Source organism: Pseudomonas sp. Nvir (genome assembly GCF_963778085.1).
GTDB classification, from domain to species: domain Bacteria; phylum Pseudomonadota; class Gammaproteobacteria; order Pseudomonadales; family Pseudomonadaceae; genus Aquipseudomonas; species Aquipseudomonas juntendi.
Genome location: NZ_OY970405.1, coordinates 519,233 through 531,418, shown reverse-complemented (window position 1 = coordinate 531,418; position 12,186 = coordinate 519,233). Strand labels below are relative to the sequence as shown.

General features: G+C 56.6%; 6 protein-coding genes, 2 tRNA genes and 3 rRNA genes. 3 read left to right on the top strand and 8 right to left on the bottom strand.

Annotation, left to right across the window (positions count from 1 at the left end):
• Positions 1–236: 236 nt before the first annotated feature.
• The 6 genes from rrf to tyrS form a co-directional block, all read right to left on the bottom strand.
• Positions 237–352: ribosomal RNA gene (rrf, locus tag AACG97_RS02655) — 5S ribosomal RNA — on the bottom strand.
• 134 nt (positions 353–486) lie between these two features.
• Positions 487–3,379: ribosomal RNA gene (locus tag AACG97_RS02650) — 23S ribosomal RNA — on the bottom strand.
• A 249-nt stretch (positions 3,380–3,628) separates the two neighbouring features.
• Positions 3,629–3,704 (bottom strand) — tRNA-Ala (locus AACG97_RS02645).
• 24 nt (positions 3,705–3,728) lie between these two features.
• A tRNA-Ile gene (locus AACG97_RS02640) sits at positions 3,729–3,805 on the bottom strand.
• 85 nt (positions 3,806–3,890) lie between these two features.
• Positions 3,891–5,427: ribosomal RNA gene (locus AACG97_RS02635) — 16S ribosomal RNA — on the bottom strand.
• Together the 16S, 23S and 5S rRNA genes with 2 tRNA genes alongside form the textbook arrangement of a ribosomal RNA operon.
• A 573-nt stretch (positions 5,428–6,000) precedes the next feature.
• Positions 6,001–7,200 (bottom strand): tyrosine--tRNA ligase, encoded by a 1,200-nt coding sequence (gene tyrS, locus AACG97_RS02630; protein ID WP_009681267.1) that lies wholly within the window; start codon positions 7,198–7,200, stop codon positions 6,001–6,003.
• A gap of 213 nt (positions 7,201–7,413) precedes the next feature.
• Between tyrS and AACG97_RS02625 the strand changes: the two genes are divergently transcribed.
• Both AACG97_RS02625 and AACG97_RS02620 read left to right on the top strand, forming a co-directional pair.
• Entirely contained in the window at positions 7,414–8,835 is a 1,422-nt protein-coding gene (locus AACG97_RS02625; protein WP_009681266.1) for a peptidoglycan DD-metalloendopeptidase family protein, read from the top strand.
• Between the two features lie 3 nt (positions 8,836–8,838).
• Positions 8,839–9,930 (top strand): anhydro-N-acetylmuramic acid kinase, encoded by a 1,092-nt coding sequence (locus AACG97_RS02620; RefSeq protein ID WP_009681265.1) that lies wholly within the window; start codon positions 8,839–8,841, stop codon positions 9,928–9,930.
• 60 nt (positions 9,931–9,990) lie between these two features.
• Here AACG97_RS02620 and erpA read toward each other — a convergent pair whose 3' ends face one another.
• Both erpA and argC read right to left on the bottom strand, forming a co-directional pair.
• Positions 9,991–10,341: an iron-sulfur cluster insertion protein ErpA gene (gene erpA / locus AACG97_RS02615; RefSeq protein ID WP_003255511.1), complete on the bottom strand. Its 351-nt coding sequence runs from the start codon at positions 10,339–10,341 to the stop codon at positions 9,991–9,993.
• Between the two features lie 150 nt (positions 10,342–10,491).
• A complete protein-coding gene (argC, locus tag AACG97_RS02610; RefSeq protein ID WP_197886308.1) occupies positions 10,492–11,526 on the bottom strand; it encodes an N-acetyl-gamma-glutamyl-phosphate reductase in 1,035 nt (344 codons plus the stop codon).
• A gap of 142 nt (positions 11,527–11,668) precedes the next feature.
• Here argC and hemJ point away from each other — a divergent pair, with 142 nt between their 5' ends.
• Complete coding sequence (gene hemJ / locus AACG97_RS02605) at positions 11,669–12,094, top strand: protoporphyrinogen oxidase HemJ (RefSeq protein WP_009681263.1); 426 nt, start codon at positions 11,669–11,671, stop codon at positions 12,092–12,094.
• The last annotated feature ends 92 nt before the right edge of the window (positions 12,095–12,186 follow it).

Genomic DNA, 12,186 nt, shown 5'->3' with positions numbered 1-12,186 from the left:
CAGGCATGATAGCTATGGGCTGGGGGATTGCATAGGAAAAGGGCCGAATGCCTCGGGCTTAAACGCTCAGCCTGACGATAATGGCGCCGAGGAGCAGGCGCTGTGATGGCTCCGGCTGCGCCGGTGTTCGCGGGCACGCCCGCTCCCACAGGGATTGTGGTGAGCCAGGGGACTTTTTTGGAGCACAAAGACAAAACCCCTACCTGCATGCGCAGATAGGGGTTTTGCGAAATGAATCTTGACGATGACCTACTCTCACATGGGGAAACCCCACACTACCATCGGCGATGCATCGTTTCACTGCTGAGTTCGGGATGGGATCAGGTGGTTCCAATGCTCTATGGTCGTCAAGAAATTCTGTAGCCAGAATGTCCAGTTGGACAGCCCAGCGAATTCGGATATGTGATGTTTGTGATGCCTTGCGAACTTTCGGTTCATGTCATCTTCACCACCGCAATCTGCGTCAGCAAATTGCTTGGGTGTTATATGGTCAAGCCTCACGGGCAATTAGTATTGGTTAGCTCAACGCCTCACAGCGCTTACACACCCAACCTATCAACGTCGTAGTCTTCGACGGCCCTTTAGGGGATTCAAGATCCCAGTGAGATCTCATCTTGAGGCAAGTTTCCCGCTTAGATGCTTTCAGCGGTTATCTCTTCCGAACATAGCTACCCGGCAATGCCACTGGCGTGACAACCGGAACACCAGAGGTTCGTCCACTCCGGTCCTCTCGTACTAGGAGCAGCCCCTCTCAAATCTCAAACGTCCACGGCAGATAGGGACCGAACTGTCTCACGACGTTCTAAACCCAGCTCGCGTACCACTTTAAATGGCGAACAGCCATACCCTTGGGACCGGCTTCAGCCCCAGGATGTGATGAGCCGACATCGAGGTGCCAAACACCGCCGTCGATATGAACTCTTGGGCGGTATCAGCCTGTTATCCCCGGAGTACCTTTTATCCGTTGAGCGATGGCCCTTCCATACAGAACCACCGGATCACTAAGACCTACTTTCGTACCTGCTCGACGTGTTTGTCTCGCAGTCAAGCGCGCTTTTGCCTTTATACTCTACGACCGATTTCCGACCGGTCTGAGCGCACCTTCGTACTCCTCCGTTACTCTTTGGGAGGAGACCGCCCCAGTCAAACTACCCACCATACACTGTCCTCGATCCGGATAACGGACCTGAGTTAGAACCTCAAAGTTGCCAGGGTGGTATTTCAAGGATGGCTCCATGAGAACTGGCGTCCCCACTTCAAAGCCTCCCACCTATCCTACACAAGCAAATTCAAAGTCCAGTGCAAAGCTATAGTAAAGGTTCACGGGGTCTTTCCGTCTAGCCGCGGATACACTGCATCTTCACAGCGATTTCAATTTCACTGAGTCTCGGGTGGAGACAGCGCCGCCATCGTTACGCCATTCGTGCAGGTCGGAACTTACCCGACAAGGAATTTCGCTACCTTAGGACCGTTATAGTTACGGCCGCCGTTTACCGGGGCTTCGATCAAGAGCTTCGCTTGCGCTAACCCCATCAATTAACCTTCCGGCACCGGGCAGGCGTCACACCCTATACGTCCACTTTCGTGTTTGCAGAGTGCTGTGTTTTTAATAAACAGTCGCAGCGGCCTGGTATCTTCGACCGGCATGAGCTTACGGAGCAAGTCCTTCACCCTCGCCGGCGCACCTTCTCCCGAAGTTACGGTGCCATTTTGCCTAGTTCCTTCACCCGAGTTCTCTCAAGCGCCTTGGTATTCTCTACCTAACCACCTGTGTCGGTTTGGGGTACGGTTCCCAGTTATCTGAAGCTTAGGAGCTTTTCTTGGAAGCATGGTATCAACCACTTCGTCGCCTAAAGGCAACTCGTCATCAGCTCTCGGCCTTGAAATCCCGGATTTGCCTAAGATTTCAGCCTACCACCTTAAACCTGGACAACCAACGCCAGGCTGGCCTAACCTTCTCCGTCCCTCCATCGCAATAACTGGAAGTACAGGAATATTAACCTGTTTTCCATCGACTACGCTTTTCAGCCTCGCCTTAGGGACCGACTAACCCTGCGTCGATTAACGTTGCGCAGGAAACCTTGGTCTTTCGGCGTGCGAGTTTTTCACTCGCATTGTCGTTACTCATGTCAGCATTCGCACTTCTGATACCTCCAGCAAGCTTCTCAACTCACCTTCACAGGCTTACAGAACGCTCCTCTACCGCATCACCAAAAGGTGATACCCGTAGCTTCGGTGCATGGTTTGAGCCCCGTTACATCTTCCGCGCAGGCCGACTCGACTAGTGAGCTATTACGCTTTCTTTAAAGGGTGGCTGCTTCTAAGCCAACCTCCTAGCTGTCTAAGCCTTCCCACATCGTTTCCCACTTAACCATGACTTTGGGACCTTAGCTGACGGTCTGGGTTGTTTCCCTTTTCACGACGGACGTTAGCACCCGCCGTGTGTCTCCCATGCTCGGCACTTGTAGGTATTCGGAGTTTGCATCGGTTTGGTAAGTCGGGATGACCCCCTAGCCGAAACAGTGCTCTACCCCCTACAGTGATACATGAGGCGCTACCTAAATAGCTTTCGAGGAGAACCAGCTATCTCCGAGCTTGATTAGCCTTTCACTCCGATCCACAGGTCATCCGCTAACTTTTCAACGGTAGTCGGTTCGGTCCTCCAGTCAGTGTTACCTAACCTTCAACCTGCCCATGGATAGATCGCCCGGTTTCGGGTCTATACCCAGCGACTAAACGCCCTATTAAGACTCGCTTTCGCTACGCCTCCCCTATTCGGTTAAGCTCGCCACTGAATATAAGTCGCTGACCCATTATACAAAAGGTACGCAGTCACCTAACAAAGTAGGCTCCCACTGCTTGTACGCATACGGTTTCAGGTTCTATTTCACTCCCCTCTCCGGGGTTCTTTTCGCCTTTCCCTCACGGTACTGGTTCACTATCGGTCAGTCAGTAGTATTTAGCCTTGGAGGATGGTCCCCCCATATTCAGACAAAGTTTCTCGTGCTCCGTCCTACTCGATTTCATTGATAAGAGATTTTCGTGTACGGGGCTATCACCCACTATGGCCGCACTTTCCAGAGCGTTCCACTAATCTCAAATCAACTTAAGGGCTGGTCCCCGTTCGCTCGCCACTACTAAGGGAATCTCGGTTGATTTCTTTTCCTCAGGGTACTTAGATGTTTCAGTTCCCCTGGTTCGCCTCTTGCACCTATGTATTCAGTACAAGATACTCAGCTTATGCTGAGTGGGTTCCCCCATTCAGAGATCTCTGGATCACAGTCTGTTTGCCGACTCCCCAAAGCTTATCGCAGGCTACCACGTCTTTCATCGCCTCTGACTGCCAAGGCATCCACCGTATGCGCTTCTTCACTTGACCATATAACCCCAAGCAATCTGGTTATACTGTGAAGACGACATTCGCCGAAAATTCGCATTTCGCTCAATTAAGAGCAGAACTCACAAATTTTACCTTAGCCTGATCACACACCAGTGAAAGTGCATGTCAGTCTATATCTATCACATATCCGAATTTTTAAAGAACGATCTGACAAAAGTCAGAAATCAACATTCATCGACGAATGTTCATTTCTAATTTCTGAGCAGGAGCAACATCTACCGCAGAAAGTGGTGGAGCCAAGCGGGATCGAACCGCTGACCTCCTGCGTGCAAGGCAGGCGCTCTCCCAGCTGAGCTATGGCCCCGTATTCTACGGCTGAACCATGTAATGGTAGGTCTGGGCAGATTTGAACTGCCGACCTCACCCTTATCAGGGGTGCGCTCTAACCAACTGAGCTACAGACCTATAACAGGGTTGCGTTACAGCATCGTCTTTTACAATGAATCAAGCAATTCGTGTGGGAGCTCATCAGCAGGCTGATGTCGTCGATTAAGGAGGTGATCCAGCCGCAGGTTCCCCTACGGCTACCTTGTTACGACTTCACCCCAGTCATGAATCACACCGTGGTAACCGTCCTCCCGAAGGTTAGACTAGCTACTTCTGGTGCAACCCACTCCCATGGTGTGACGGGCGGTGTGTACAAGGCCCGGGAACGTATTCACCGCGACATTCTGATTCGCGATTACTAGCGATTCCGACTTCACGCAGTCGAGTTGCAGACTGCGATCCGGACTACGATCGGTTTTGTGAGATTAGCTCCACCTCGCGGCTTGGCAACCCTCTGTACCGACCATTGTAGCACGTGTGTAGCCCAGGCCGTAAGGGCCATGATGACTTGACGTCATCCCCACCTTCCTCCGGTTTGTCACCGGCAGTCTCCTTAGAGTGCCCACCATAACGTGCTGGTAACTAAGGACAAGGGTTGCGCTCGTTACGGGACTTAACCCAACATCTCACGACACGAGCTGACGACAGCCATGCAGCACCTGTGTCAGAGTTCCCGAAGGCACCAATCCATCTCTGGAAAGTTCTCTGCATGTCAAGGCCTGGTAAGGTTCTTCGCGTTGCTTCGAATTAAACCACATGCTCCACCGCTTGTGCGGGCCCCCGTCAATTCATTTGAGTTTTAACCTTGCGGCCGTACTCCCCAGGCGGTCAACTTAATGCGTTAGCTGCGCCACTAAAATCTCAAGGATTCCAACGGCTAGTTGACATCGTTTACGGCGTGGACTACCAGGGTATCTAATCCTGTTTGCTCCCCACGCTTTCGCACCTCAGTGTCAGTATCAGTCCAGGTGGTCGCCTTCGCCACTGGTGTTCCTTCCTATATCTACGCATTTCACCGCTACACAGGAAATTCCACCACCCTCTACCGTACTCTAGCTTGCCAGTTTTGGATGCAGTTCCCAGGTTGAGCCCGGGGCTTTCACATCCAACTTAACAAACCACCTACGCGCGCTTTACGCCCAGTAATTCCGATTAACGCTTGCACCCTCTGTATTACCGCGGCTGCTGGCACAGAGTTAGCCGGTGCTTATTCTGTCGGTAACGTCAAAACAGCAAGGTATTAACTTACTGCCCTTCCTCCCAACTTAAAGTGCTTTACAATCCGAAGACCTTCTTCACACACGCGGCATGGCTGGATCAGGCTTTCGCCCATTGTCCAATATTCCCCACTGCTGCCTCCCGTAGGAGTCTGGACCGTGTCTCAGTTCCAGTGTGACTGATCATCCTCTCAGACCAGTTACGGATCGTCGCCTTGGTGAGCCATTACCTCACCAACAAGCTAATCCGACCTAGGCTCATCTGATAGCGCAAGGCCCGAAGGTCCCCTGCTTTCTCCCGTAGGACGTATGCGGTATTAGCGTTCCTTTCGAAACGTTGTCCCCCACTACCAGGCAGATTCCTAGGCATTACTCACCCGTCCGCCGCTGAATCAAGGAGCAAGCTCCCGTCATCCGCTCGACTTGCATGTGTTAGGCCTGCCGCCAGCGTTCAATCTGAGCCATGATCAAACTCTTCAGTTCAATACTGCTTGGGTTTTTAAGAAACCCTAAACTTGGCTCAGCAATCTCAAATGACTATGTGATTTCTCGCATGGCCACTTGTGATGCTGATAATCTTTGTGACTATCAGTCCGTACTCACAAGCACCCACACGAATTGCTTGATTCAATTTGTTAAAGAGCGGTTGGTTAAGAGTGTTTCATCTCAACCGAGGCGCGCATTCTACGCTTTCCTCATTTGCTGTCAAGCGTTTATTTTGAAGTTTTTTGCGAGAAACTCGTTTAGCTTCAAACACTTGACTCGCTGCGATCTCTCGTAGCGGGAGGCGAATCATACAGCGTTTAAAAGCGCTGTCAACCATCATCTCAACCGCTTTCGATCATTTGATCGTAGCCCTCACAGCGCCTTCCGAATCGATTAACTCATTGAATTTCAAGGAGTTTGTCGTTCCGTTGTCGCTGGAAGTGGGGCGCATTATAAGGGGATTCGAGAAGGCGTCAACCTTTAATTCAAATAAACTTTCAGGGCGCTTGAAAAGCAAAGCGGGGAGGCCTTTCGGCCTCCCCGCTTCTATATAGGTACACCGCCAGGCAATCACTCAGCCTTCAGCGTAACCCGCCCGAAGGACTTCTTACCCGCCTGGCACACATGCGTAGCACCCAGACCAAACAGGAAATCCTTGTCGACCACCACACCATCCACTTTCACTGCACCAGCACTCAGCAAGTCACGCGCCTGCGCCGAGTTCTTCACCAGGCCAGCACGGTTCAGAACCGCAGCGATAGGCAAGCCTTCCGCCGAAACCACCTCTACCTCCGGCAGGTCTTCAGGCAGCTCGCCTTCTTTCATACGGTTGCCCGCAGCACGGTGTGCATTGGCGGCAGCCTCCTCACCATGGAAACGCGCGACTATCTCTTCCGCCAGCTTGATCTTGATGTCTCGCGGGTTGGCGCCATTGGCCACATCGGCGCGGAACTGCTCAATCTCTTCCATGGAGCGGAAGCTCAGCAGCTCGAAGTAACGCCACATGAGCGTATCCGGGATCGACACCAGCTTGCTGTACATCACGCCCGGCGCTTCCTGGATACCGACATAGTTGCCCAGCGACTTGGACATTTTCTTCACACCGTCCAGCCCTTCGAGCAACGGCATGGTCACGATGTTCTGCGCTTCCTGGCCATAGGCACGCTGCAGTTCGCGCCCCATCAGCAGGTTGAACTTCTGGTCGGTACCACCCAGCTCGACGTCTGCTTTCAGCGCGACCGAATCGTAGCCCTGCACCAGCGGGTAGAGGAACTCGTGAATGGCAATCGGCTGGTTGGTGGTGTAGCGCTTGTCGAAGTCATCGCGCTCGAGCATGCGCGCCACAGTGTACTGCGAGGCCAGGCGAATAAAGTCGGCCGGGGTCAGCTTGTCCATCCAGGTGGAGTTGAAGGCGACTTCGGTCTTGGCCGGATCAAGAATCTTGAACACCTGCTGCTTGTAGGTCTCGGCGTTGTCCAGCACCTGCTCACGAGTCAGCGGCGGACGCGTTGCGCTCTTGCCGCTTGGGTCGCCGATCATGCCGGTGAAGTCGCCGATCAGGAAGATGACCTGGTGGCCCAGCTCCTGGAACTGACGCAGCTTGTTGATCAGCACCGTGTGCCCCAGGTGCAGGTCCGGGGCGGTCGGATCGAAGCCGGCCTTGATGCGCAGAGGCTGGCCGCGCTTGAGCTTCTCAACCAGTTCCGACTCGACCAGTACTTCTTCCGCACCGCGCTTGATAAGCGCCAGCTGCTCTTCAACCGACTTCATAGACAAACCCGCAAGGCTCAGATTCAGGGGGAGCCAACCATACAAGATCGGCCGTCAAATACAAGTTTTGCAAAGGAATGTGACCCGGGCACAGGCTTGCGACGTCTACGCGCCCTTGCGTGAAAGTGGATTTGGTTATATTTTATACAGTTATTTCATCTTCATCATGTCATTCATCTATTCCATTTCACCTTTTTCAAAGTCACCTTACCCATGACCAACGAACCGCCTAAAGCGCCACCGCTTTATCCGAAGAGCCACCTGTTGGCCGCCAGCGGCATTGCCGCCCTGCTCAGCCTGGCTTTGCTGGTATTTCCGTCCAGCGAAGTGGAAGCCAAGAAAACCACCCTCAACCTCGAGCTGGAAAGCCCTGCCGAACAATTGAAGGACGAAGCCCGCGCTGCGCCCATGGTGCAGGCACAGGGTGAGCAAGGCTCACCTTTCGCCCAGATAGAAGCAGCCACACCCGAAACCCAGAAAGCCGAGCAGCCAACGCAAGACGCCAAACAGGTCGCCGAAGCCGCCAAGCAACCAGGCCACCGCGAGGTTACCGTAGCGCGCGGCGATACCCTGTCCACGCTGTTTGCCAAGGTCGGTCTGCCAGCCAATGCCGTGCACGACCTACTGGCCAGCAACAAGCAGGCCAAGCAGTTCACCCAACTCAAGCACGGCCAGGTCCTGCAGTTCGAACTCGACAAGGATGGCCAACTGGCCAGCCTGCACAGCAAGGTCAGCAACCTTGAAACCATCAGCCTGAGCAAAAGCGCCAAAGGCTTTACCTTCAACCGTGAAATCAGCAAGCCGGTGGTGCGTACTGCCTATGCCCACGGGGTCATCAAAAGCTCGCTGTCAGCATCTGCCCAGCGTGCCGGCCTTTCCCACAGCATGACCATGGACATGGCGCGCGTGCTGGGCTACGACATCGACTTCGCCCAGGATATTCGCCCAGGCGACGAGTTCGACGTGGTCTACGAGCAGAAGGTGATGGATGGCAAGGTCGTCGGCACGGGCAATATCCTTTCGGCGCGCTTCACCAACCGTGGCAAAACCTACACTGCCGTGCGCTACACCAACAAGCAGGGCAACACTACCTACTACACTGCCGACGGCAACAGCCTGCGCAAAGCCTTCATCCGCACCCCGGTGGACTTCGCCCGTATCAGTTCGCGCTTCTCCGCCGGCCGCAAGCACCCGATCCTGAACAAGATTCGCGCGCACAAGGGCGTTGACTACGCAGCCCCACGCGGCACGCCTATCAAGGCAGCAGGCGACGGCCGCATCGAACTGGCCGGGCGCCGCGGCGGCTACGGCAACACAGTGATCATCCAGCACGGTAACCGCTACAAGACGCTGTATGGCCACATGCAGGGCTTTGCCAAAGGCATCAAGACCGGTAGCACCGTCAAGCAGGGCCAGATCATCGGTTACATCGGCACCACCGGCCTTTCCACCGGGCCTCATCTTCACTATGAGTTCCAGGTCAATGGCGTGCATGTCGACCCCCTGAGCCAGAAGGTGCCAATGGCCGACCCGATCGCCAAGAACGAGCGTCAACGCTTCTTGCAGCAGAGTCAGCCACTGATCGCCCGCATGGATCAGGAAAAGGCCACCCTGCTCGCCGCGAACAAGCGCTAAGCCATGGCGCTTTACCTGGGGGTGATGTCCGGTACCAGCCTGGATGGCCTGGACATCGCCTTGGTCGAACAAGGCGAGCAGCTTGAACTGCTCGCCACGCTCTACCTGCCAATGCCCGCCAGCCTGCGCCAGGACTTGCTTGCCCTGTGCAGCAGCGGCCCTGACGAAATCGCCCGGGCAGCATTGGCGGAAAATCACTGGGCCACCCTTGCGGCCGAGGGTATACGCCAGCTGCTCGCTCAGCAGGGCCTGCAGGCTGACGCCATACGCGCCATTGGTAGCCATGGTCAGACGGTCCGTCACGAACCCGCCCGCGGCTTCACCGTACAGATCGGTAACCCCGCGCTGCTCGCCGAGCTTACTGGTATCAGCGTGGTAGCCGACTTCCGCCGCCGCGATGTGGCCGCCGGCGGGCAAGGCGCGCCACTTGTCCCGGCCTTCCACGAAACCCTGTTCAGCCACCTGGGCCAACGGGTAGCAATTCTCAATGTGGGCGGTTTCAGCAACCTCAGCCTGATCGAGCGGGATGCACCGGTGCATGGCTTTGATTGTGGCCCAGGCAATGTTTTGCTGGATGCCTGGGTCGAGCGCAAACGCGGCCAGGCCTACGATGCCGACGGTGCCTGGGCTGCCACCGGCGTGGTGCAGGCCGATTTGCTGCACGCATTGATGAGCGACCCGTTCTTCGCGGGCAGCGGCCCCAAGAGTACCGGCCGTGAGGTGTTCAACCTGCCTTGGCTCGACCGCCACCTCGCCGGCCTGCCCGCCTACCGGGACGAGGATGTGCAGGCGACACTGCTGGAGTTGACCGCACGCAGCATCATCGACTCGCTGGAAAACGCGCAACAAGGCACCGAAGCACTGTTGGTCTGCGGTGGAGGCGCCCGCAACGGTGCGCTGATGGCCCGCCTCGGCCAACTGCTGCCCACTGCACGTGTTACAAGCACCAGTGCCCATGGCGTAGACCCTGACTGGGTCGAAGCCATGGCCTTCGCCTGGCTGGCCCATTGCTGCCTGGAGGGCATCGCCGCCAACCGCCCCAGCGTCACTGCCGCCAGGGGCCTGCGCATACTCGGTGCAATCTATCCGGCATAACACCCAGGCCAGAAAGCAAAACGCCGCGCAATTGCGCGGCGTTTTCGTATCGGCCCGAATTCAGATCGAGAACGACGACCCGCAACCGCAGGTGGTGGCGGCATTCGGGTTCTTGATCACAAAGCGCGAACCTTCCAGGCCTTCCTGGTAGTCCACTTCGGCACCGGCCAGGTACTGGAAGCTCATCGGGTCGACCACCAGGGAAACGCCTTCGCGCTCGACGATGGTGTCGTCTTCAGCCACGTCTTCATCGAAGGTGAAGCCGTATTGAAAGCCCGAGCAACCGCCACCGGTCACGAACACCCGCAGCTTCAGACGTTCATTGCCTTCCTCATTGACCAGGTTCTTCACCTTCTGGGCTGCGCCATGGGTGAATTCCAGGCCGGTAGGGGTGAAGGTTTCGACGCTCATGTTGATTCTCCCGGCGCGGTAGCCGCCATATAACTCTCGATGACGCGCATTATCCGCTTTCCCGAGAAAATTGGTCAACAATACGTAAGCCGCAAGCGACAACCTACACGCCGCAAGCTCCACCCACAGGAGTGTTGCTCGCGGCGTCTGTCATGGCAGCAGGCCTGCGTGGGACAGGCCCATGCGCTCATCCAAGCCAAACAGGATGTTGAGGTTCTGCACTGCCTGCCCCGAAGCGCCCTTCACCAGGTTGTCGATCACCGAGAGCACCACTACCAGGTCCCCGCCCTGCGGGCGATGAACGGCAAGTCGGCAAACGTTGGCACCGCGCACGCTGCGGGTTTCCGGGTGGCTACCGGCCGGCATCACGTCGACGAACGGCTCATCGGCGTAGCGCTTCTCGAACAGCGCCTGCAGGTCGACCGAAGTATCGGCCACGTTCGCGTACAGGGTGGCGTGGATACCACGGATCATCGGCGTCAGGTGCGGCACGAACGTCAGGCCGATGTCCTTGCCGGCCGCCTGGCGCAGGCCCTGGCTGATTTCCGGCAAGTGGCGGTGCCCCTTGACGGCATAGGCCTTCATGCTTTCACCGGCTTCGCAGAACAGCGAACCCACTGCCGCACCACGCCCGGCGCCGCTGACACCCGACTTGCAGTCGGCGATCAGCCGCGCGGGGTCGGCCAGACCCGCTTCCAGTAACGGCAGGAAACCGAGCTGGGTGGCGGTCGGGTAGCAACCCGGCACGGCAATCAGACGCGCCTGGCGAATCTTCTCGCGGTTCACTTCCGGCAGGCCATACACGGCATCCTTGAGCAGATCAGGCGCGCCATGCGGCTGACCGTACCACTTGCCCCACTCGGTGGCATCCTGCAGACGGAAGTCAGCCGACAGGTCGATCACCTTGGTACCCGCCGCCAGCAATTCGCCGGCCAGTGCGTGGGCAACGCCATGCGGTGTGGCGAAGAACACGACGTCGCAAGCAGCCAGCGCCTTGCTGTCGGGTACGCTGAACGCCAGCCCGTCATAGTGGCCGCGCAGGTTCGGGTACATGTCTGCCACCGCCACGCCCGCCTCCGAGCGCGAAGTGATGACAGCCACTTCGGCCTGTGGATGCTGTGCCAGCAGACGCAACAGTTCGACGCCGGTGTAACCGGTGCCGCCAACAATACCGACCTTGATCATAACGCTTGCCCCTTATCAACGAGCCGTCTGGAAAGCGCACGATAATAGGGGCGCGAGGCGCCTGTAACAACTCTTCGGGTGTCCCTTCCGGCGCCCGACCACTACTATCTGACGACCGTGATTACCTGAAGGAACACCCTCCATGCTTTACCTATGGATCAAAGCGCTGCATATCGTCAGCGTAGTCTGCTGGTTCGCCGGCCTGTTCTATCTGCCGCGGCTGTTCGTGTACCACGCCCAGAGCCAGGACAGCATCAGCCAGGAACGCTTCGTGACCATGGAGCGCAAGCTCTACCGCGGCATCATGAACCCCGCAATGGTCGCCACCTATGTGTTTGGCGCCTGGATGCTCTACCTCAACCCCGGCTGGCTGAGCCAGGGCTGGCTGCATGCCAAGCTGACCCTGGTAATCCTGCTCACCGGCTACCATCACGTGTGTGGCGCCCAGCGCAAACGCTTCGCCAGCGGCACCAACACACGCAGCCACGTCTATTATCGCTGGTTCAACGAAGTGCCCGTGCTCATCCTGCTGGGCATCGTGATTCTGGTGGTGGTCAAGCCGTTCTGACACAGCCACCTCAACTATCAGCAAGCCCAGCCGCGCTGCCAGGCCATTGGCCCCCGGGCCTTGTAGCAAAACGCAGCACCTGGCACGGGCAA